The sequence below is a fragment of the Sphingobacterium spiritivorum ATCC 33861 genome, assembly GCF_000143765.1.
Classification (GTDB): Bacteria; Bacteroidota; Bacteroidia; order Sphingobacteriales; family Sphingobacteriaceae; genus Sphingobacterium; species Sphingobacterium spiritivorum.
In genome coordinates this window covers 2,007,037-2,030,834 of sequence record NZ_GL379770.1, presented here as the reverse complement: position 1 = coordinate 2,030,834, position 23,798 = coordinate 2,007,037, and the positions used below count along the sequence as shown (strand labels likewise).

The following is a 23,798-nucleotide window of genomic DNA, read 5'->3' as shown; positions in this document are numbered from 1 at the left end:
GTTAACCAAAATATAAGCCTGTTATATCTTTTTAATTCATAGCAGTGCCAATTGTAAATTTAAAAAACTAAAATCTATTGCCTATGGTTAGATAAAGTATAACTTATTGTACTCTAATTGAGTACGTCGCCTAACATAAACAATCAATATAAACAATCTTATCACTTATTATGAAAAAACTTAAACAGTTTGATGGAAGAATTAAGCCGTCCTTCCATTTTTCACTCAAAAAATCCTTTTGGATGGCTAGTGCCACAGTGTTACTCGTTAATACGGCATTTGCCCGAATTTCTAATGCTGAAAACACAAATTATGAGAAAATTTTACTGAGCGAAAATCCACAACAGGAATTTCTGATCAAGGGTAAAGTACAGGATGCCGCTACTAAATCACCGCTATCCGGCGTTACCCTGAAAATACTAGGTAAAGCAACTGCTACTTCGACAGATGAAAACGGTTCATTTGAATTGAAAGTCAATGCCAATGACATTATCGAATTTTCTTATATAGGATATAAGAAGACCGAATACAAAGTCACCGGACCGGCCAGCAATGTGCTTATTGACCTGACAGATGAGACGGGATCACTGGAAGAAGTCGTTGTAACAGGCTATTCGACACAACGTAAAAAGGATCTGACAGGTTCTGTTGCTGTCGTAGATGTCAATCAATTAAAGACACAGCCTGCAGCCAGTGCTGTAGAAGCCCTTCAGGGACGCGCCACAGGGGTGCAAATTGTGACAGACGGTGCTCCGGGATCTACTCCGCAGATTAAAATAAGGGGATTCAGTACGATTAATAATAATGAACCGCTGTATGTTATTGACGGTGTGCCTTTTGAAGGTAAATTGAGCTGGTTAAATCAAAATGATATCGAGTCTATGCAGGTATTGAAAGATGCTTCTGCGGCTTCTATATACGGTGCCCGTGCGAATAACGGGGTTATCATTATCACAACAAAAAGTGGAAAATCAGGAAAAGCGCAAATCAATCTCGATGCTTATTATGGTGTACAGGTGCCAAACAGCTCACGTTTTCCTAAAATGATTACTCCTCAGCAGGAACTGGATATTGAAAATCGCCTGACCGGAAATAATAACACCTTGCCGGATTACTTAGTGGCCGGCTCTAAAACCGGACACGATATTACACTGGCGGATATTGATATGGCAAAATATAATTATCGCGCTAAATCACGAGCTGACTTTTACCAGATTACCAAAGCAAACAAAGAAGGTACAAACTGGTTTAAGGAACTTTCTCAAAATGCACCAACCCAGTCTTATCAGTTGAGTGCTGCTGGCGGTACGGATGACGCTAAATATGCAATGTCTGCCGGCTATCTTGGACAAAAGGGTACTATTATCCATACCGGATTTGATAAGTTCAATGTGCGCGCAAATACCAGTTTCTCTGCATTGAATAAAAAACTTCGTTTCGGAGAGAATTTACAATACAGTTTTACGGAAGGATACGGAATCGGGGTGAATACCAATACAGCCGGTGATTACATCGGTGAGGGAAGTGCGCTGGGCTTTGCATACCGTATACATAATATTATTCCGGTATATGATGAAGGCGGTAATTTTGCAGGATCACTTGGCGGAAAATATGGTAACGGTGAAAATCCGGTAGCTATCGCTTACCGTGCCAAGGATAATAAAAATAAAAATAACTTCTTCTTTGGAAATGCTTTTACGGAGTATGATATCATTGATGGTCTTACCTTGCGTACCAACTTTGGTTTGAAATATGAAAATTATAATGGTGTATCTTACAGATATCCTAATCCGGAGTTTACAGAAGGTAATTTCAGTAATTCTATAAGTGAATATTTTGGATTTACAACAGAATGGACCTGGACCAATACATTAAACTATAGAAAAACCTTCGGCGATCATAATCTGAATATTCTTGCCGGTACGGAAGCTATTCAAAACAGATACAGGCAACTGGATGGAAGTGGCCGCGATCTGTTTACCATGAGCAGTCTGGATTATCTGTACTTAGGTGCTGCCTCCGGACAGTCCAGTACAAGTGAAGGAACGGTAGGATCCATGTTCTCACTCTTTGGAAAAGTAGATTACTCTTTCAAAGACCGTTATATCCTGAGTGCGACTATCCGTCGTGACGGATCATCAAATTTCGGTTCTGCAAATAAGTATGGGGTATTCCCGGGAGTAAGTGGTGCATGGCGTGTGTCTGAAGAGGAATTCCTGAAAGGCACCAGCTGGTTATCCGATCTGAAATTAAGAGCGGGTTATGGAGTCACCGGTAATCAGCGCATTCCCTCTGATCAGTATTTCAGAAGATTTGAATCGGCCGTCAACTCCTCCTCATATCCTATCAACGGTACTGTACTCACCGGAATGTGGTTAAGCGATTATGATAATCCAAATGTCAAATGGGAGCAGGTGTCTGCGTTAAACTTAGGTATCGACTTCTCAATTCTCAACGGAGACTTAGATGGTTCATTTGATTGGTACAATAAAAAGACAACAGATATGCTTTATCGTCTGCCGTTACCTGCCATTGCAGTAGGTCGCGCTAGTTCTCCTTACGTGAATGTGGGTGAAATGCAGAATAAAGGTATAGAGTTCTCCTTAAACTATCACTATGGTAAGCGCCAGCAAAGACCATTTACATTAGATCTTTCTGCAAATATTTCACGTAACATCAATAAAGTGGTGTCATTGGCTCCGTCTATTTCGCAGGACATCTACGGAAGTTTCAGAAGTATGGAAACGTCTCTTCTGAAAGCAGGAGAGCCATTGGGATCTTTCTTTGGATACAAAGTGATCGGCATCTATCAAAATGCTAGCGATGTGGCCAGTTCGCCTTCATATGAACTGGCAAGAGCCGGTGGTCTGAAATATGAGGACATTAACGGAGACGGCAAGATCGATGCCAGTGACCGTACAGTTATCGGCAGCCCGCATCCTGATTTTGTATACTCCTTTAATATCAGCGGGGCATACAAGAATTTTGATTTTATGATGTACTTCTATGGTTCACAAGGAAATCAAAATTATGAAGCAACCCGTTACTTCACCGATTTTGGGGTGTTCAAAGGACAGAAAAGTGTACGTGTACTGGACGAATGGAGTCCTACCAATACATCCAGTATGATTCCTTCACAGGGTGGAAGTGACGTTTCTTCACTGGAATACGCATCATCGAGCTATTATATTCAGGATGCGAGTTTCTTAAAATTGAAAAATTTGCAAATCGGATATAGTCTTCCAACAGAAAAAATATTTAAATCAACTAGTGGTGTGCGCAAACTGAGAGTTTATTTCGGCGTGACTAACCTGTTTACCATTACCAAATACGAAGGTTTGGATCCGGAAGTGTCGGCGACACCTTCAGATTATCCGGCATTTGGTGTGGATTTCGGAGTTTATCCGCAGTCTCGTCAGTATATGTTAGGACTGAGTTTAGGTTTTTAAGATGGAATAGTTGAATAATTAAAATTGAAGAAGATGAAAAAGAGAAATATAATAACTACAATATTGGGCGCATCCATTCTGCTGATGTCGTCTTGCGGTAAGGATTTTTTGGAAAAAGCACCACAAGGTAAGTTAACGGATGAAGAAGTTGCAAATAAAGATGGGGTGGAGCAGGTGTTGCTGGGAGCATACGGTATTCTGAATGGAAATGTGAATGGTACCTGGGGTAATTACTCATCTGCACCGAGTCAGTGGCTGTTTGGAGAAGTAACCTCAGACAATGCACATAAAGGTTCTACATCTACGGATCAGCCAAATATGAATCTGATCGAATCTTATATTGCCAACAGCGCAAATGACAACCTCAGTCAGATGTGGCAGGTGTATTATGAAGGTGTACTCCGGGCTAATAATACGCTGAAATTATTAAAACTGGATCAGGATGGGGAAAAAACAATTGGTGCAGACCGTGCAAAAACAATTGAAGCTGAGGCCCGCATGTTGCGTGCACACTATTATTTCTTTTTGTGGAGAGTATTTAAGAATATTCCCTATGTAAGTGAGGCAACGACGACAGATGAGGCAAAGACTGTTCCCAATAATACAGATGTGCTTCCCAAAATAATAGATGATCTTAAATTTGCGGTGGATAATCTTCCGCTGACAAAGATCAACGGAGAGACCGGACGTATGGATCAGAATATTGCTAAAGCCTATTTAGGTAAGGTATATCTGTATCAGAAAAAGTATGGCGAAGCCTTAGTTCTGTTTAAAGATGTGATCGGAAGCAAAGATATCACTGTCATGCCGTTTCAAAATAACTTCGATGTGACTACAGAAGACGGACCGGAAACATTACTGGTATCCAAACATGCCATTAATCCGGATGGAAGCGGAGATAACGCTAATGTGGGCGATATGCTAAGCGGTCTGAACGGAAATAATCCGGTAGGATGCTGTGGTTTTTATCAGCCTACGATTGATCTGGTAAATGCTTATAAAGTCGGTACAGACGGCTTGCCGTTACTGGATAATTCGTATCGTACACTTCCTTATGTATCTGATCTGAATAATGAAGCAGGTTATACACTGAACGTAGCCTTGAGGTTTGATCCACGTCTGGACTATACCGTAGGGCGCCGCGGTGTTCAGTATCTGGATTACGGCGTGATGCCGGGTGCTGCATGGGTGCGTGATCAGCCGTATGCAGGACCTTTTGTAGGAATTAAAACAATGATTCCACAGAGCCAGTTTGGAAAATTCGCTGCAGCAGATCGCTATTTGACAGCGCTTGATGTCAATATTATTCGTCTGGCAGATGTTATTCTGATGGCAGCAGAATGTCAGGTAGAATTGAACGATCTGGATGCTGCATTGAAACTTGTGAACGCTATCCGTATCAGAGCGTCTAAGTTGCCGCCAAAATTAACGGGAGACGGAGTTCCGGCAGCAGTATATGAAGTCAAACCGTATCCGTCTTTTCCGGACCAGGAATATGCACGTAAAGCTGTTCGTTTCGAAAGACGACTGGAGCTCGCGATGGAGGGACACAGATTCTATGATCTGGTCAGATGGGGACAGGCTAAACAGGTTATAGAGAGTTATTCCGCATTTGAAGGTGGATTCCTGTCTGCATTTAAAGGATTGATTTTCAATAGCAGAAATGAGTACTTCCCGATTCCTCAGGATGAAATCGATAAGAGTAACGGTACATTGAAACAAAATGAAGGATATTAATCCTTAAAAAATCTATTGACAGATGAGCTGCAGTTTTGCGCAGCTCATCTTTCTTCCAATTTTCACTTCTTTCAACAATCAGATAGATTGTAAGCGCTTCTTTACAGTTAGTGTACTCTGTACATGAAGGTTTTTATGATCTTTTTTGTATGTTTATCGCAATGAAATTATATCTCTTTAGCTTTTTTGTTTCACTACTGGTCTATATAATGCCTGTTAAAGGGCAGATATCCAATGATCTTCAACAGAAGTTTAGTCAGGCAGAAGGGCTTAAAAAACACTTTTACGGTTTTTCACTTTATGATGCAGACAGCTCCAGATTCCTATTCGGAATCAACGAGGAAAAACATTTTATGCCTGCTTCCAATACAAAGATCTTTACGCTATTGGCAGCGATTCATACATTACCGGATTCTATTCCGGGGCTTCAGTATACAGTGAGAGGTGATTCACTGATCTTCTGGGGCACGGGCGACCCTACTTTTCTGCATAACAGATTGGATAGCCACAAAGTATATAATTTTTTAAAAAGCAGTGGCAAACATCTGTATTACGTACCTACAGCTTCTAAAGAACCCTTTTACAGAAACGGCTGGTCTGTGGAAGACTATGATGAATATTATCAGCCCGAGATCAGCACATTTCCTATTTACGGAGATGTCGTTACGTTCAGAGCAAGAGAAAAGGGATCGTTGAGGGCCACACCGGAATATTTCCAGAAAGATGTGCATGTAAAAGATGATGAAAAGAGTAAGGGTAAATTTAAATTAACCAGAGCTTTTGATAAAAATATCTTTTATATGTCCGGTATCGATGTCAAAAGAGGATATGTCAATGAGAAGCCTTTCAAATATTCGGATAGTCTGTTTTTGAAATTACTGGTGGATACGTTAAAGAAGGATGTAAAAATGATTTCTTATGAAAAACCATCCGATGTAAAGACTGTATATTCCAACAGCAGAAATAAGATGTTGCGTGAAATGATGTTGCCGAGCGATAATTTTATGGCAGAACAGTTTCAGATGATGAGTTCTCTTGTCAAATACGGCGAATTCGATACCAACAGATTGAGGGAGTGGATGCAGCAGGAATACTATAAATACTTTACGGATAAGGTAGATCTGAAGGATGGAAGTGGTTTGTCCGTGTACAATCTGGTCACACCAAGAAGTATTGCGGAGTTGCTGGTGGTATTACAAAAAGATATTCCGGATACGGAGATCTTGCATAAACTTTTCCCGACAGGTGGTGTGGATGGCACTATCCGGTCTGCTTACAAGCTGGACAGGGGAGAACCTTTTGTATGGGCAAAGACAGGTACACTCAATTCGGTACACTGTCAGAGCGGATATCTGATTACACGATCAGGGCGCAAACTTATTTTTTCATTCCTGAATAATAATTTTGTGACTTCTGCGAGTACAGTCCGTAGAGAGATGGTCAATATTGTGACGTATATACGTCAGAATTATTAACAGGGAGACACTAATATTTTTTAAATAAACGTTGTATATTCGGAGTTTAAAGACCCTTTATGATAGCTGTTGAAAAGAACAACAAGAAAACAATTCGCGCCTGGTCTATGTATGATTGGGCGAATTCAGCTTACAACCTGGTTATTACCTCTACAATATTCCCGGTTTATTACACAACGATCACCAATACAAAGGAACACGGAGACACGGTGACTTTCTTTGGAATCGAAGTGGTGAATACGGCACTGTCCAATTTTGCATTAGCCTTCGCCTATCTTTTCATGGCGGTATCCTTACCCTTTATTACTTCTTTTGCAGATGCTACAGGTCGCAAAAAGATGCTTATGAAGCTGTTTACCTATATTGGTGGTGCAGCTTGTATGGGGCTTTACTTCTTTAAGCTGGAAACGCTGGAAATGAGCATAATATTCTTTGCTCTGGCAGCAATGGGCTATATCGGAGGAGTTGCCTTTAATAATTCCTATCTTCCGCTAATCGCCACTGTAGATCAGCAGGACAGAGTCAGTGCACAAGGATTTGCTTATGGATATGTTGGCTGTGTGCTGTTGCAGATTATCTGTTTTGTATTTGTTTTAAAGCCGGAATGGTTTGGAATTATGGATCTTTCATTTCCGGCACGATTGTCCTTTTTTCTGGTGGGACTTTGGTGGGTAGGCTTTGCACAGATTCCATTCCGGGTATTACCCTCTAATTCTCCTATGCCGGGTACACAGGGAGTTCCTCTGATACGTACAGTCAAACAAGAATTTTTGAAAGTATGGCATCGCATTGCACAGATAGAGGGGATAAAGCGTTTTTTGCCGGCCTATTTTTTTTATGCAATAGGTGTACAGACCATTATGATTGTGGCTGCTGCCTTTGGTGAAAAAGTACTTCATCTCGGTGCACCTAAGTTAATCGGTACCATACTCTTGATACAACTGGTCGCTATAGCAGGAGCCTATCTGATGTCCGCATTGGCAAGCCGGATCGGCAATATAGCTGTGCTTATTATGGTTGTCGTTATCTGGATAGCTATTTGTATCGGAGCGTATTTTCTGACTAACGAGATCCAATTCTATATTATGGCGGTACTGGTAGGGTTGGTAATGGGAGGTATACAATCACTTTCACGGTCTACTTATTCCAAATTGCTGCCTCAAAACATAGAAGATACCACTGCTTTTTTCAGCTTTTACGATGTCACCGAAAAACTGGCTATTGTCGTCGGCTTATTCTCTTTTGGCCTTATAGAGCAGCTGACACATAATATCAGATATTCGGCATTATTTTTATCTTTATTTTTTGTAATTGGATTGTTACTGCTCTTCCGGGTATTAAAATTCAATAAAGTCTAATTTTAAGTTTTTGAAAAATTCACATATGAGAGTAGAGCTGTTTGTGCCGTGTTTTATAGATCAGATGTATCCTGAAACAGCTTTCAATACGATAAAATTATTAGAGCGGGTCGGATGTGAGGTCAGTTACAATCCAGAACAGACCTGTTGCGGACAACCTGCATACAATGCTGGATTCTGGGATGAAGCCAAAGAAATCGGCCATAAATTTTTAAATGATTTTAGTGAGGAGCATTATATTGTAGCTCCTTCAGCCTCTTGTGTAGGTATGGTAAAAAATGGCTACGATGATTTATTTACGAATTCTGTAGAGCATAACCGTTGCCGCAATGTACAACGTAATGTATTTGAGATCAGTGAATTTCTGATTCACATTGCCAAGCGGGATTATTTTGGTGCCGAATTGGTCGGGACAGCAGTCTATCATGATTCCTGTGCTGCCTTACGGGAATGTAAGATAAAAGAAGAACCCCGCCAGTTATTGTCCAAGGTTGGCGGGCTTGAACTGATTCCGATGAAGGATCAGGAAACCTGTTGCGGATTTGGAGGTACGTTTGCAGTCAAGTTTGAAGGGATTTCTTCCGCTATGGCAGAGCAGAAAGTACAACATGCACTGGATGTAGAGGCAGACTATATTATTTCTACCGATGCCTCCTGTCTGCTTCATCTGCAGGCGTATATAGATAAACATCAACTTCCTGTACGAACAATTCACCTTGTGGATGTCCTGACATCCGGGTGGGCAAATATTTAACTATCAATAATCAATAATAAAACTTACTATGAATTCTAGAAGAGATTTTCTGAAAAATTTGGGACTTGCTACGGCAGGTGTTGCTTTAGCGCCAAACTTGGATTTGTTTGCAGCGAAAAAGCCTTGGTTTGAAATTTCCTTAGCGGAATGGTCATTACATAAGACTCTTTTTAAAGGAGATCTTAAAAACATAGATTTTCCTGAATTTGCTGTTAAAAAATTCGGAATACATGCAGTAGAATATGTAAACCAGTTCTTTAAAGATAAAGCAAAGGATATGACTTATCTGAAAGATCTGAATCAGCGTGCTAAGGATAACGGTGTACGTAATGTTCTGATCATGATCGATGGTGAAGGATATCTCGGTGATGAGGATACTGCAAAACGTAAAGAAGCAGTAGAAAATCACTACAAATGGGTGGATGCTGCTGCATTTCTGGGCTGTCATGCTATTCGTGTGAATGCTGCCGGTAAAGGTACACCGGAAGAGGTGAAGGGAAGAGTGGTAGAGAGTCTGAGTACGCTGGCTGATTACGGAAAAAAATCTAATATCAGTGTGATTGTAGAGAATCACGGTGGTATCTCTTCACATGGAGACTGGCTGGCAGGAGTACTGAAAGCTGTAGGAAAGAAAAATTGTGGAAGTCTGCCTGATCTGGGTAATTTCTATGAGTATGACCGCTATCAGGGTGTGACTGACCTGATGCCGTATGCACACGGCGTTAGTGCGAAGTCCCATGATTTTGATGCAGAGGGTAACGAAACACAGATTGACTATGCCCGCATGATGAAAATTGTGAAAGACGCAAAATTTAAAGGTTTTGTAGGTATAGAATACGAAGGTGACAAGCACAGTGAGATTGATGGTGTATTGTTAACTAAAAAATTATTGCAGAAATTTCAATAGTATCTGCTATAGATGCTTAAATTGATTATATGAAGTATTGGTTTATATCTGTCTGTTTGGGAATAGGGATATTGACTGTTCAGTCTGCACATGCTCAAAAGCCTTCGGGTAAAGCTATGCAGGTCTGGCAGGACTCTTTGCTGAGTATCGGGAACAGGGTCTTTCAAAATCCTTCAGAACCCGAACGGATAGATGCCAACTTCAGATTTGTGAAGACGCTGGTCTCCGCATTAAAGGAAAAGAATTCGTTTGATTTTGGATTTGATCAGCTTAAAATGATCTCTGTCCTGAATTCTCCTGATAATAAATTTCGTATATTCTCCTGGAATGTCCCTCTCAACGATGGTTCCTATCTTTATTACGGGAGTATTCAACTCAAAACGGGAAATGGAGAATTATCTCTGATTCCGTTACTGGATAAAACATTTGAGATTCAGCAAGCGGAGCAGGCAGTTGTATCTTCTTCCAGCTGGTATGGAGCTCAATATTATGAGATCATCCAAAATGCTGACCACTACCTTCTATTGGGCTGGAAAGGCCACAATCGTCTGTTTACCCAAAAAGTTATTGAGGTACTCAGCCTAAAAGGCAAAGAAGCTACATTCGGAAAGAAATTGTTTTCAGATCAGCCGCAGATTTCCAGAAAAATATTCAATTATACCAGGCAGGCCAGTATGCTGCTTCGCTATGATGCCGCTAAAAAGAGAATTGTATTCGATCATTTAGTACCCGCAGATAAAAGCCTGGAAGGAAAATATCAGTATTATGGGCCGGATCTTACATATGATGCTTATGAGATCGTTCCTGCCAAGTTGTTTTTCAAATCAAATATTGAATTTACCAATCCTGTGCGTGGAGATGAAGATCAATATCTGAATCCTGCACGTAAAAAAATAGAGAAGAAGAGTGGTTTCAATGCCAATTGAAACAAAAATATTTCTTTAATAAGCTGTATCAATTCAAAAAGTTTGTTTTCTTTGTAGCATTGTTTGTTAAAACAACGATTGATGATTTCCTTCAGCAGGCAATTATAACCATGTAAAATCTATAAAATATCATATGACAGAAGAAAGAGATGGAGTATTGGTCTCGCACCTGGCAAAACAGGGAGTTGATGACAAAATGGTAATGGGACACCCGGCAGGACTATTTGTCCTCTTCTTTACCGAGATGTGGGAACGTTTTAGTTATTACGGGATGCGGGCATTACTTGTCACGTTCTTAATTACTGAAATAGCGAAACACGGATGGGGATGGAGTAATCCTGAAGCTATGGAATTGTATGGATGGTATACAGGACTCGTATACGCAACTCCTCTCTTAGGTGGTCTTATAGCTGATAGATTGATTGGATATAAAAAAGCAATTCTCCTGGGTGCACTGATCATGACACTGGGTCATGCTTCTATGGCATTGGAGGGTATCGGTAAAGAGTTTTTTTATTTAGGGTTGGGACTTATGATTCTTGGAAATGGGCTATTTAAACCAAATATTTCTTCCATGGTAGGTCAGTTATATCCGGATTCCAGTGCTAAAAAAGATGCAGGCTATACAATTTTCTATATGGGTATTAATGCAGGTGCATTCCTTGGATCACTATTGTGTGGATATATCGGAGAAAAGATTGGTTGGCATTATGGCTTTGGACTAGCGGGTGTATTTATGTTTTTCGGTATGTTGCAGTTTTATTTCGGGCAAAGAATCTTCGGAGTTATTGGTGATAAACCTAAAATCAAAAATGAAGAAGTAAATAATGACACTGACCCTACTGATCATGCTTCTTCAGGAAAAATCATAAAAGACAGGCTTATTGTTGTAGCAGTACTTATCATTGCCAGTATTTTCTTCTTTTTAGCTTTTGAACAGGCAGGGGGATCCATGACTATTTTTGCTAAAAACTATACTCAACGGGTATTAGAAGGTGGATCTGCGTTAACATTTAAATGGGTTGATGCTATTTTAACTTTGTTCCCTATTTTGGTAGTTACTTATGTTCTTCTTAAGTTATCTTCAAAAATATTTAACAAGTATCCTCTAACTATCCTCTTTACTATTGTTTCATTTGTTTCCATTGCAATATTGGGATTTTGGAAAATACATCGTGAATTTACAGCATTAGAAACTGAGGTTACAGTGGCGTGGTTTCAAATTCTTAATGCATTCTTTATCGTTACCCTAGCTTCTTCCTTTAGTAAATTCTGGGAAAAAGTGTGGAATCCAACAGGTCCTGTAAAATTCGCATTAGGATTAATATTAGTAGGAGCAGGATTTTTGGTGTTGTCTTATGGAAGCATGAGTATTCCGCAAGGAGCCGCTACAGCTTCTGTGAGTATGATTTGGCTTATTTTAGCATATTTTTTCCATACAACAGGAGAACTTTGTGTTTCCCCGGTTGGTTTGTCTTACATGAGCAAACTTTCGCCAAAGAAATTTATTGGATTGATTTTTGGTTTTTGGTTTTTGGCTTCAGCTATAGCGAATAAGATGGCAGGATGGAGTGGAGGGTTAATTGATAAAATTACTGAAATGTATTCAATGTCTACATTCTTTATGATTATTGCAGCACTACCTATTAGTGCGGCTCTGTTATTATTGATATTTAGCCCTATACTTAAGAAGATGATGCACGGAATTCGCTAAGAATAAAATATTTACATAAAAAAGCATCCTCAGAGATGCTTTTTTTGTATTAAGACCATTTGGCAATAAGATAAATTTATAACTTTGTAGCTATTGTTAAGTTAAAATTTTATATGAATGATCAGAATCGTGCTGTTTCAGGCACGCTTGAAAAAGACGGTATAGATGGGTCAACAGTGTTGGGACATCCGTCTGGATTATTAGTTCTTTTCTTTACAGAGATGTGGGAGAGATTCTCGTATTACGGGATGCGCGTATTGTTGATTCAGTTTCTAACTTCTGCGGTTATATTCGGAAGTCCTTTTTCCGGATGGGGCTGGACAGCTGAGCAGGCCGGAGCGTTGTACGGAACCTACGCCATGCTCGTATATCTGACTCCTATTCTGGGAGGTATCATTGCCGATAAATACATCGGCTCACGTAAGGCCGTTATTATAGGTGCAGCTGTCATGACCATAGGACATGCAGCGATGGCATTTGACAACTCTTATATGTTTTTTGCCGGTTTGGCCTGTCTGATTATTGGTACAGGTTTTTTCAAACCGAATATGCCTTCTATTCTGGGTGAAATGTACAAACATCTGCCGGAGAAAAAGGATGGTGCATATACTATTTTCTACATGGGAGTAAATGCCGGAGCATTCTTTGGTATGATGCTATGTGGTTACTTAGCCGAAAAAGTAGGCTGGCACTGGGGATTTGGACTGGCAGGTATCTTTATGTTCCTCGGCACTATCCAGTTCTGGGCTGCTAAACCTCTGATGGGTAACCTCGGCGTATTGGATAAATCGGCTAAAGAAGATGCTGAAAAGAAAGTGATGGAAAGTGAAGAAGAGAGCAAACGCAATCCTTATACCACTTTTGACATGGTGCTGATCGGTTTTATTACGGTTGTCGGGTTTATGTATGCCTTCAACGATCCGCTTTCCAAAAACGGGGTTGTAGATATTTTTAAATTTATTGACACTTCGTATCTGAGAGGACAATACCTGATGATATTTATAGCACTAATCGCTTTTATTTATCTGATCGTATCCCGTATTCTGCGCTATGGCAAAATCGTTCGTGACAGAATGTTTGCCGTTATCCTGCTTGCATTCTTCCTGATCTTCTTCTTTATGAGTTTTGAACAGGGAGCAACATCGCTGGTACTGGTAGCGCGTGACCATATCGACAGACAGCTTTCGGGCAACAGTCTGATGATCTTCAATATTGTAAATGCCTTATTTACAATTGTACCATTGACTATTATCTCATGGGTATTGATCCTGCTCACTAAAGCGACCTGGAAAAAAATAGCTCCTTCGAATATTATATTGTTGATTTGTTTTGTGCTGATCTGGGGTGCAGCTATCTGGATGCTGACCAATGAGTTTACAGCCAAAACTTCTGAGATTACTGTTTCCTGGTTCTCTACACTCAACTCCTTCTTTATTATAGCATTAGCCTCTTCAGTATCAAAAATCTGGGAATCCAAGTTTAATCCTTCTGCCGCATTTAAATATGGCTTCGGATTGGTGCTGGTAGCCATAGGATTTTTGATATTGGGATTAGGTTCATTGGGTATCAGTGAACATGTGAAAATATCGATGATCTTTCTGGTATTGACCTATTTGTTCCACACATTAGGTGAATTGTTTATTTCTCCGGTAGGTTTATCTTATGTCTCTAAGTTAGTTCCTGCGCGTATGCTGGCCTTTATGTTTGGTGTATGGTATCTTGCCATAGCGATTGCGCAGAAACTGGCCGCTATTCTGGGTGGTCAGGTAGAGATTATCAAAGAGAATTATTCATTGAGTCACTTCTTCTTCCTGTTCACTATTATTCCGGCTGCAGCAGGACTACTGGTGATGTTGCTTAATCCGCTGATTAAACGACTTATGCACGGAGTAAAATAGAAAATCTAAAGGCTTTCCTTATCCGGGAAAGCCTTTTTTTTAATATATCATAATACAAAATGGAGGAATATAAACAACAAACGTTAGCCGAAATCCAGAATTTTGAAGGAAAGTACCCCAAGCAGCTTTGGTACTTATTCCTGGTGGAGATGTGGGAGCGCTTCTGTTTCTACGGAATGCGTGGGGTATTGGCAATCTTTATGGTCGATCAGTTATTTCTGACAGATAAAGAGGCAAATCTTAAGTATGGAGCTATTCAGGCATTCGTTTACGCTTTTACTTTTATAGGCGGAATCTTTGCAGACCGGATTCTTGGTTTCAAACGTTCTCTAATTTTCGGAGCGATACTGATGATCGCCGGTAATGCATTAATTGCGGTTTCACCGCATGATTTCTTTTATCTGGGAATTGTACTGACTATTATCGGAACAGGATTTTTCAAACCGAATATTTCTTCTATGGTAGGAGAGCTTTACAAAGAGGGAGATCCGAGAAGAGATGCCGGATTCGGAATTTTTTATTCCGGAATCAATGTCGGAGCACTTTTAGGCGGTGCATTGTGTGTGTGGCTGGGTAAAGAACATTCCTGGAATCTGGCTTTTATGGCCGCGGCAGTGGTCATGGTTATCGGACTTTTTATCTTTTTGTTGACTAAAAAGTACTTAGGACCAATAGGAGCAAGTCCAATTGAACATCTTCCTAAAGCGAAGAAAACAGTACAGGAAGTATTGGTGTATATCGGTGCGTTAGCTTGTATTCCGTTGATCTTTATCATGATTCATAACACCGGGTATACAGATATGTTTATGTATATCATCGGTCCGTTGGCCTTGATCTATTTCTTCTATCAAATGCTGGTTGAAAAGGAGAAAAAGGCGCGTCAGCAGCTTCTGGCAGCTTTGATCCTGATCATGTTTTCCATCCTGTTTTTTGCTATTTTTGAACAGGCAGGAGGGTCGTTAGCGTTATTTGCAAATAACAATTTACATCGTGATCTTTTGTTTTTCAGCATAGATCCCAATATGGTTAATAATGGTGCAAATTCTCTTTTCGTAATTGCGTTCAGCCCGTTATTAGGTCTGGTATGGTTAGCGATGTCTAAGAAAAAAGTCGAACCTAATACTGTTGTAAAGTTCGGACTGGGATTCTTATTGCTTGGAGTCGCTTATTATATTTTCTTTGCGACTCGTTTCTTTGCAGATGCCAGCGGTAAAACTTCTCTGGGTGTATTTACATTAGCCTATCTAGCGGTTACTTTAGGAGAATTGTGTCTGTCTCCCATAGGGCTGTCTATGGTCACCAAACTATCTCCTAAACGTCTGGGAGGTATGATGATGGGATTGTGGTTTTTAGCGAGTGCCTACGGACAGTATCTTGCCGGATTATTAGGTGCAGGTATGACAGCTCCGGATGAAAAGGCTTCCTTAATGGATAAACTTCTGGCCTATACAGATGGCTATAAACAACTTGGAATCTATGCGCTTGGAGCAGGCGTGCTACTGATCGTAATTTCTCCGTTAGTCAAAAAGCTGATGAACGGAGTGAAATAGATTATCTTATTTACAATTGAAGGAAACGGATCTTTGTATGCAGATCCGTTTTTTTTATTTAACGGGTTAATCCTTCACACGACTTATACTCCTGTATATTTTTTTCTGTCCGTAGTTTTTTAATATCAGAGGAAGCCTTCTCCTGTTGTTCTGTATAGGATAAAAGCATAATTGGAGGGGTATTATATTCGTTATTCTTTAGGGATAATTACTACCTTTACGTCAATTTATTTTATGCAACAGACAGATAGCTTAGTCATCATTCCGACCTATAATGAGAAAGAAAATATTGAGAAGATCATTCGTAAGGTCTTTTCTTTAGCCATTGCATTTGACATTCTGATTGTCGATGACGGATCTCCGGACGGGACCGCAGATATTGTGCGAAAATTGCAGCAGGAGTTTCCGCATCACCTGCATATGGAAGAACGGAAAGGTAAACTAGGCCTGGGTACAGCTTATATTCATGGATTTAAGTGGGGGTTGGGACGTAACTATGAATTTATATTCGAGATGGATGCAGATTTCAGTCACAATCCAAATGACTTACTCAAGCTGAGACAATGTTGTATGGACGGAGCCGATATGTCTATCGGATCCCGTTACGTGAAAGGAGTAAATGTCGTCAACTGGCCGATGAGCAGGGTACTGATGTCTTATTTTGCCTCGGTATATGTCCGGTTTATCACCGGGATTACGATTCAGGATGCTACAGCAGGATTTGTGTGTTTTCGTCGCCGGGTACTTGAAAAAATTCCGTTGGATAAAATCAAGTTTGTCGGATATGCTTTTCAGATAGAAATGAAATTCACGGCATTGCAATATGGATTTAATGTAGTAGAAGTGCCTATTATCTTTACAGACAGAACAGAAGGTACTTCTAAGATGAGCACTAAAATCTTCAGGGAAGCCTTTTTTGGAGTGATCCAGCTAAAAATAGCCAGTTGGTTCAAAAAATATAATTAGAAATAGCACGTAAAGTTATATATTGTACATATGAACGAATATCTTGACCCCAATCCTGAACATCTGAATCCTGCGGATCGTGATCTGGAGCGTGTGCTCAGACCCCAGACGTTTGAAGATTTCACAGGTCAGGAAAAAATTCTTGAAAATCTGTCAATCTTTGTAAGGGCAGCTAAATTAAGGGGAGAGGCATTGGATCATGTGTTGTTACACGGCCCTCCGGGACTGGGAAAGACGACATTATCCAATATCATTGCCAATGAGATGGGAGTAGGCATCAAGATCACTTCAGGTCCGGTATTGGATAAACCGGGAGATCTGGCAGGTCTACTGACCAATCTGGAAGAAGGTGACATTCTGTTTATCGATGAGATACATCGTCTTAGTCCTCTGGTAGAAGAATATCTGTATTCAGCAATGGAGGATTTTAAAATCGATATTATGCTTGAAACGGGGCCTAATGCACGCTCGGTACAGATCTCGCTGAATCCGTTTACCCTTGTAGGCGCTACTACACGTTCGGGATTGCTGACTGCTCCGTTGAGAGCCCGTTTTGGGATCAATTCAAGACTTCAATATTACGATGCAAAATTGCTGACAACTATTGTATTACGCTCAGCTACAATTCTTAATACACCTATTTCGGATGAAGGTGCATATGAAATCGCACGCCGTAGCCGCGGGACTCCACGTATAGCCAATGCGCTGCTGCGCCGTACACGTGATTTTGCACAGATTAAAGGCAACGGCTCCATAGATCGGGCAATAGCACAATATGCGCTGAATGCCTTAAATGTAGATGAAAACGGATTGGATGAGATGGATAACCGTATTCTGACAACGATCATTGATAAATTTAAAGGCGGGCCGGTAGGGTTGAAGACGATCGCTACCGCAGTGGGAGAAGATGAGGGGACGATAGAAGAAGTGTATGAACCATTCCTCATACAGGAAGGATATCTGATGCGTACGTCCAGAGGTCGAGAATGTACGGAAGCGGCATTCAAACATTTGGGACGTATCCATCATTCGAGAGGTAATACACTATTTTAGATTTGCACATACACACTCTATACCATATGAAAGGACATATCATATTTCTACTTACGATTATTTTTTGTGCTCCTGTTGCCAGTTTCGCACAGCTGGATTGTCCTCCTGTAATCGGAGGAGCAAAGAAGGCTAACGATAAATTTCATATTACTGCCGGGGCGGGACCAACTGTACTGTATGGTGACCTGCCTAAGTCCGGTATGTCTGTAGCATTCTTTCTGAAAGCAGATTACCGTATTTATAAAGGTATTCTGGTGGGACTGGAAGGACAGATAGGATCTTTGAAGGCAGCCGCAACTATCGACACGCTTAATAAAAGAAAAGTAAATAACGGCTATTATGCAGGATTTGTGAATGTCACCGTTTTTCCGTTTCAGTTTTCAGATAAAAGGCTTTCAGCATATTCATCTCCTACAGAGATTCTGTTGAACTCTTTCTACCTGGGAGTCGGTTTTGGAGGTATTCAAAGCGAATTTAAAGAGTTAATAGAAGCAGATGGTACGGTTTCTAATAATCAGGGAAAGACGACTAATACCTTTCTTTTTCCGGTTGCAAACGCCGGTCTTGCTATACCTGTAAACAAGTATAATTTCAACAACCGTACAGGAAGATACTTCAGTGTGGTATTCAATGCGCAATTCTCGATGGGGCAAAATGATGCTCTGGATGGTTTTGTGCCGGTACAATCTCAGCACAATGATATGTATACCTTCTATTCAGCAGGTGTCAGATATTCTTTCTGATACGAGACAGGATCTTCTTTCCTCTGGATTGTATAGAGGGAGGTCCTTCTTTAAGAAAGTATTCAATCTGAGCAGCAAGTTCTTCTTTAACCCAGGAATGTTTGTTGCTCAGATAATATAATATTTCAAAACAATTAGCCACTACAGCTACGGCCTTGTCCGGAGTGATCATCCAGTTGAAAATTGTTTCTATAATGATTTCTTCCTGATCTGAATTCAGTACGATATTACTTCTTTTATCTAAAATACAGATCAGAATATTTCCAAAAATACGTTGACTTCCTTCAATACGAACGTCATTCAGCTTTGTAATTATATCAGCATGCAGAAGTTGTAACTGATGCGGCTCCGCTTTCACATATTTTTCCAGCAACCAGGAGGCATGAAGAGGAAGATTACTGTCGTAATAATCAAAACACAGATTAAATAACGCCCGGCTATCGATTTTTCCGGAATGGATAGGAGACAGGTATTCCTGTTTGTTTCTTTTCAGTACATCCAGAAATCGTTTTATTTGTTTTTCAAGCTCTATGTTGTCCTTATCTGGCATGGGTTAAAAGAATTTTTCATTAAAATTTACCAAAAATAACTCTTTTGTTGCACGTGTCAATGCCGTATACAGCCACCTTAGAAATTCAGTGGTGAGCATATCATCATTCATATAACCCTGATCGACAAACACAGCTTCCCATTGCCCACCTTGTGCTTTGTGACAAGTGATTGCATAGGCAAACTTGATTTGTAAAGCATTATAGTATGGATCTTTTTTGATTGCTTCCATGCGGTCTTTTTTGGAGAATATATCTTCGTAATCCTTTGCTATTGCTTCATAAAGTTGCTGTTGTTGTTCATAAGGCAGATTGGGAGAGTCCGAATACAGACTATCCAGAATAACACGGCAGGTGACAGGGTCCTCTTCTTCACTGGCTGAAAATTCCAGGGTAACATCTGCAAAACGAAAACCGTGCTGCTCATGGATGTTTCCGACTTTTCTGACTTCGGCCATATCTCCATTGGCTATAAATCCGGATTTGTTCTGTTCGTTATTCTCCGTAAGCCAGTAGTAATTGTTACGGACGACCATGATCAGATCACCTCCGGTCAGCTCTTCATCGCGAAAAAGAATACGGTTTCGTATATTCTGATTATACAGATTGGCCGATTTATTGGATCTGCATACCACTAATGTATTTTCAAGACCAAATTTGTCATAAGCGTAATGCAGGCCTTCCACCAGTTTTTCGCCCGTCATCTGAAAAATATCTCCGAATCCCTTTGTTACAAACTGAGGAAAGGGGTAATCATTTTTCTCTTCTTCTATTTTGATCTCCTGCCTTATTTTGGTGGCATTAAACAGAATGCCGGAAGATTTTGCCTGTCTTACTACATCCGTGAGTTCAAAACCAAAAGTATGCAGATAGAATTCATCCCGGAGATATTCCGCATCCAAAGCCGGACTTTGCAATAGACCTACCGGAGGAAGCTGAGCGGTATCTCCGACAAACAGCAGACTACAGTTTTTGCCCGCCTGTACATACCGGATCAGATCATGAAGCAGGCTTTTGGAAAATATATTGACAGATTCGTTGGATATCATAGATGCTTCATCCACAATGAATAAGGTGTCTTCATGTAAATTTTCTGCCAACCCGAAATCCATATTGAAGGCTATGGATGTCTTTTTGCGGTAGATCTTTTTATGTATGGTAAATGCTTTTCTTCCCGAATAATAACTCATGACTTTGGCTGCCCGTCCTGTGGGAGCCAGTAACACGCTTTTCTTACGAAGCTGAGGAAGTGTCTTTACAACGGAACTGATAATGGCGGTCTTACCTGTACCGGCATAACCTTTCATAATAAATACCTGTTGACGGTCAAAAGTACTCAGAAACTGATCCAACAGCGAAAATGCAGTTTTTTGCTGGGGAGTAGGCGGCCAATGAAAATTTTGTATCAGTAAATCCTGGATATGCACGATCAAAGTTATCTAAAAAGGTTTGTCATATCAATTGTAAAAGCTAATTTTGTTAGATATAGTAATCTATACCGTTTCGAAAGGTAGCTTTGCACATGAATTATACTTCAGATCAATTTAATATTCAATATTTGCCCCATTATACACTTCTGGTCAAAACCGGATTTCATACAGATACTATTCTTGTGTCGGATGAAAACGGAACGGTCCAGGTGATGATGGAATATGAAAGTGAACAGCCCGAACCCTCCGCTTTACAACTGCTGAGTCTGCCCTTTGTACGTGTAAAAATAGTGGTGCCTCATCAGAGCCTTGTATTTGTGCCTAATGAGCTTTTTAAGGAAGAAGCGCTGGGAGATTATACCCAGTTTCTGATGGATGAACAACAGGGAAATACCCTTCATCAAAAATTGAATCTGGGAGGAGTTACAGCAGTCTATCAATTTGATGCCATATTGTACAACCGCTGGAAGTCTCTTTTTCCGGAAGCACAGTTTATCCCGGAGTTTCAGGTGATATTAGAACAGGCTCAGCAACATATTCCGTTGCAGGGAGAAGTGATAGGAGTACATTTCGGAGATCAGACGGCAGATATATTTGTATTTCTCAACGGACAATTCCAGTTGTATAATACATTTGAAATATATAGCGTAGAAGACCTGACTTATTACCTGTTGCGTATATTCAGTAGTTTCCATATCAAAGATAAAGTGCAGAAACTCCTGATATCCGGAGAAATACCGGAAGAGGATTATCGCCAGAGACTGGCTCAGCTTGCCGAAAGAGTAGAAACATTGACTGCAAAAATCAAAATCAGTTCATCTGATGAACAGGTACAACAACAGTTGCAGGGGTTAAACACATTATTCGAATATTAATATGAGAATTATCGGGGGCACATGGGGAGGTATCCGCCTGAATCCACCCAGCAATCTTCCTGTCCGGCCTACTACAGATATTGCTAAGGAGGCCTTGTTTAATATCTTGCAGAATCGTCTGGACTTTGACGAAATAGAATGTCTGGATTTGTTTGCAGGTACCGGCAATATCAGCTTTGAACTGGCTTCCAGAGGTGCACTGTCTGTGCAAGCTGTAGATTTACATTTCAAATGCGTACAGTATATTCAGGATACAGCCAAAAAGATGAAAATGGAAACTGTACAGACAAAACGTGCTGATGTTTTTAAATTTATCACTTCCTGCAAAAAACAGTTTGATCTTATCTTCGCAGATCCTCCCTATGATATCCCTCAGTTACCTCAACTTCCGGGTTTGATTATCGAAGGTAATCTGTTGAAAGATAATGGATTATTAATAGTAGAGTTTCCTTCCACACGCAGACTGGATGATTCGCCGTATTTGCTCGAAATACGCAAGTATGGGTATTCATCTTTTGGATTTTATAGTAAACAAAAACCGGAATAAGTATGAAAGTAGCTGTTTTTCCAGGATCATTTGATCCGGTCACTCTGGCGCATCAGGATATTGTCCTGCGTGCTTTGGAATTATTTGACAGGATTATTGTAGCAGTAGGAACCAATAGTACCAAGCAGGGATTACTTTCTACTGATGACCGTGTGGCTATCCTTCAAGAGGTGTTTGCGGAGGTCAGCGATCGGGTAGAAGTAACGACTTATAAAGGGCTTACAGTAGATTACTGCAGGCAGGCAGGGGCGAACTATATCTTACGTGGTCTGCGCAATACCAATGATTTTGAGTTTGAATATGCTATCGCTCAGAATAACAAGCATCTTGCGCCGGAGATTGATACTATCTTTTTGATGAGTACAAGCGGTCTGGGACATATATCCTCTACTATAGTCCGCGATGTGACGCTCCATAAAGGAGATATCAGTTCGATGGTACCGGCCGCAGTCATATCATATATGGAAAGGAAGAGCAGATAATCTGCTCTTTATCCGGAATGGATTTAAGACCGCGTGATCTTGACTTTTTTATTCTTCATCTTAGTAACCTGAGACTGTTTCATTGCAAATGTAGCTTTTGATCTTCTGACAGCTACATAAGACATTGTCTCTTTGACTTCTATGATTCCTACATCGTCCTTTTCTATTTCCGGAATTTTAAGCAGATAACCCACAATATCAATCTTATTTATCTTATCTTTCTTACCGGCGTTTACATGTAAGGTCATGAAAGGAGAGTTGTGGGGCATGGGATGGTCTTCTGTGACAATCTCTTCTTCAATTTCATCCGGAAGATACGCGTAGTTTTCGTCCGTTGTCAGGATCACATATACATTTCCGGCTGCTTTCATACGTGCAGTACGGCCGTTGCGATGTACAAAAGCATCTTCTTTATAAGGAAGCTGATAATGAATAATAGAATCGATCTCCGGAATATCCAGACCTCTGGCGGCCAGATCTGTAGTAATCAGAATCTGTGAAGTACCATTTCTGAACTTGAGCAGTGTGAGTTCCCTGTCTGCCTGCTCCATTCCTCCGTGAAAAGCATCATGGATCAGCTCACGATCCATTAACAGTTCGGAAATATGATCTACTGCGTCTCTGTGGTTGCAGAAGATGAGCATACGCTTATTTCCAATCTGACAAATCAGGTTAAACAATGTTCTCAATTTTTCCTTTGGCCGGCAGATTACCTTTTTTATGGTCAGGTCCGGAGCCGCATCACTGTTGTCCAGATAATCGATAGTAAGGGCATTGGAGATACCGGTGAAAGATGGAATCTCTTCCATCTGTGTCGCAGATGTGAGTATATGCTGTTTGAGCACAGGAAGCTGATCAATGATAAAGGACATATCCTCCTGAAAGCCAAATTCCAGCGACTTGTCAAATTCGTCCAGAATCAAGCTGTGCAGCTGTGCGGTATCCAGGTTTTCACTGCGCAAATGATAGGCTATACGACCGGGTGTACCAATGATGATATCCGGTGCATGTTTGAGTGCAGTTCGCTCTTCACGGGTAGAATGGCCGCCATAGCAGCAGACTACACGTTTACCATGAAATACTTTTTTCGAAACAGATTCAATCTGCTGTGCAAGTTCTCGTGTAGGAGCTAAAACCAGACATTGAGGACCTTTTTTAGTCGTATCAAAGGAATAAGAAGCAGCAAGCAGGAATGCCAGTGTTTTTCCGGTTCCGGTGGGGGATAATAAAATAATATCCTGTTTTAATTTTAAGGAACTTACCACCTCACTTTGCATCTCATTTAAAGATGAGATGTTCATTCTGCTTAATATAGCTTCAATCTGCATGTAACAAAACTACTGATAAAATAGCGATTTAGAGGCCTAATGTCAAGAATATGTCTGA

At 40.5% G+C, this 23,798-nt stretch carries 19 protein-coding genes; 16 read left to right on the top strand and 3 right to left on the bottom strand.

Annotated elements, in window-relative coordinates; genetic code table 11:
* The first annotated feature begins 170 nt into the window (after window positions 1–170).
* The 13 genes from HMPREF0766_RS08905 (at window position 171) to HMPREF0766_RS08845 (ending at window position 18,530) form a co-directional block, all read left to right on the top strand.
* Window positions 171–3,449, top strand: coding sequence for a SusC/RagA family TonB-linked outer membrane protein (locus HMPREF0766_RS08905; RefSeq protein WP_002995836.1), 3,279 nt, complete (start codon window positions 171–173; stop codon window positions 3,447–3,449).
* 33 nt (window positions 3,450–3,482) lie between these two features.
* Complete coding sequence (locus HMPREF0766_RS08900; RefSeq protein ID WP_002995834.1) at window positions 3,483–5,186, top strand: RagB/SusD family nutrient uptake outer membrane protein; 1,704 nt, start codon at window positions 3,483–3,485, stop codon at window positions 5,184–5,186.
* A gap of 161 nt (window positions 5,187–5,347) precedes the next feature.
* The gene (locus HMPREF0766_RS08895) at window positions 5,348–6,661 is read left to right on the top strand and encodes a D-alanyl-D-alanine carboxypeptidase/D-alanyl-D-alanine-endopeptidase (RefSeq protein ID WP_236590483.1); all 1,314 of its coding nucleotides are present in this window, start codon (window positions 5,348–5,350) and stop codon (window positions 6,659–6,661) included.
* A gap of 59 nt (window positions 6,662–6,720) precedes the next feature.
* Window positions 6,721–8,019, top strand: a complete 1,299-nt coding sequence (locus HMPREF0766_RS08890; protein ID WP_002995830.1) for an MFS transporter — start codon at window positions 6,721–6,723, stop codon at window positions 8,017–8,019.
* A gap of 25 nt (window positions 8,020–8,044) precedes the next feature.
* Complete coding sequence (locus HMPREF0766_RS08885) at window positions 8,045–8,773, top strand: (Fe-S)-binding protein (RefSeq protein ID WP_002995827.1); 729 nt, start codon at window positions 8,045–8,047, stop codon at window positions 8,771–8,773.
* 28 nt (window positions 8,774–8,801) lie between these two features.
* Window positions 8,802–9,680, top strand: a complete 879-nt coding sequence (locus HMPREF0766_RS08880; protein WP_002995824.1) for a TIM barrel protein — start codon at window positions 8,802–8,804, stop codon at window positions 9,678–9,680.
* Window positions 9,681–9,709: 29 nt separating this feature from the next.
* On the top strand, window positions 9,710–10,606 hold the full coding sequence (locus HMPREF0766_RS08875; RefSeq protein WP_002995822.1) for a hypothetical protein: 897 nt from the start codon (window positions 9,710–9,712) through the stop codon (window positions 10,604–10,606).
* A gap of 133 nt (window positions 10,607–10,739) precedes the next feature.
* Entirely contained in the window at window positions 10,740–12,320 is a 1,581-nt protein-coding gene (locus HMPREF0766_RS08870; RefSeq protein WP_002995817.1) for a peptide MFS transporter, read from the top strand.
* A 113-nt stretch (window positions 12,321–12,433) separates the two neighbouring features.
* On the top strand, window positions 12,434–14,218 hold the full coding sequence (locus HMPREF0766_RS08865) for a peptide MFS transporter (protein ID WP_002995815.1): 1,785 nt from the start codon (window positions 12,434–12,436) through the stop codon (window positions 14,216–14,218).
* 59 nt (window positions 14,219–14,277) lie between these two features.
* The gene (locus HMPREF0766_RS08860; RefSeq protein WP_002995812.1) at window positions 14,278–15,768 is read left to right on the top strand and encodes a peptide MFS transporter; all 1,491 of its coding nucleotides are present in this window, start codon (window positions 14,278–14,280) and stop codon (window positions 15,766–15,768) included.
* A 234-nt stretch (window positions 15,769–16,002) separates the two neighbouring features.
* Window positions 16,003–16,734: a polyprenol monophosphomannose synthase gene (locus tag HMPREF0766_RS08855; protein ID WP_002995810.1), complete on the top strand. Its 732-nt coding sequence runs from the start codon at window positions 16,003–16,005 to the stop codon at window positions 16,732–16,734.
* Between the two features lie 30 nt (window positions 16,735–16,764).
* The gene (ruvB, locus tag HMPREF0766_RS08850) at window positions 16,765–17,787 is read left to right on the top strand and encodes a Holliday junction branch migration DNA helicase RuvB (protein ID WP_002995807.1); all 1,023 of its coding nucleotides are present in this window, start codon (window positions 16,765–16,767) and stop codon (window positions 17,785–17,787) included.
* Window positions 17,788–17,813: 26 nt separating this feature from the next.
* Entirely contained in the window at window positions 17,814–18,530 is a 717-nt protein-coding gene (locus tag HMPREF0766_RS08845; protein WP_002995803.1) for a hypothetical protein, read from the top strand.
* Here HMPREF0766_RS08845 and HMPREF0766_RS08840 read toward each other — a convergent pair.
* Together HMPREF0766_RS08840 and HMPREF0766_RS08835 are read right to left on the bottom strand one after the other, a co-directional pair.
* Entirely contained in the window at window positions 18,514–19,080 is a 567-nt protein-coding gene (locus HMPREF0766_RS08840) for a hypothetical protein (RefSeq protein ID WP_002995802.1), read from the bottom strand. The two genes, HMPREF0766_RS08845 and HMPREF0766_RS08840, sit on opposite strands and share 17 nt — an antisense overlap.
* A 3-nt stretch (window positions 19,081–19,083) precedes the next feature.
* Entirely contained in the window at window positions 19,084–20,505 is a 1,422-nt protein-coding gene (locus HMPREF0766_RS08835) for an ATP-dependent DNA helicase (RefSeq protein ID WP_002995800.1), read from the bottom strand.
* Between the two features lie 95 nt (window positions 20,506–20,600).
* Here HMPREF0766_RS08835 and HMPREF0766_RS08830 point away from each other — a divergent pair, with 95 nt between their 5' ends.
* From HMPREF0766_RS08830 to coaD, 3 genes are read left to right on the top strand one after another with little or no spacing between them, the layout of a single operon-like run.
* A complete protein-coding gene (locus HMPREF0766_RS08830) occupies window positions 20,601–21,383 on the top strand; it encodes a DUF3822 family protein (RefSeq protein ID WP_002995798.1) in 783 nt (260 codons plus the stop codon).
* Window position 21,384: 1 nt separating this feature from the next.
* The gene (rsmD, locus tag HMPREF0766_RS08825) at window positions 21,385–21,930 is read left to right on the top strand and encodes a 16S rRNA (guanine(966)-N(2))-methyltransferase RsmD (RefSeq protein WP_002995796.1); all 546 of its coding nucleotides are present in this window, start codon (window positions 21,385–21,387) and stop codon (window positions 21,928–21,930) included.
* Between the two features lie 2 nt (window positions 21,931–21,932).
* On the top strand, window positions 21,933–22,412 hold the full coding sequence (gene coaD / locus HMPREF0766_RS08820) for a pantetheine-phosphate adenylyltransferase (protein WP_002995794.1): 480 nt from the start codon (window positions 21,933–21,935) through the stop codon (window positions 22,410–22,412).
* Window positions 22,413–22,435: 23 nt separating this feature from the next.
* On the opposite strand, the gene HMPREF0766_RS08815 is transcribed toward coaD, so the two are convergent.
* Complete coding sequence (locus HMPREF0766_RS08815) at window positions 22,436–23,740, bottom strand: DEAD/DEAH box helicase (RefSeq protein ID WP_002995792.1); 1,305 nt, start codon at window positions 23,738–23,740, stop codon at window positions 22,436–22,438.
* Between the last annotated feature and the right edge of the window lie 58 nt (window positions 23,741–23,798).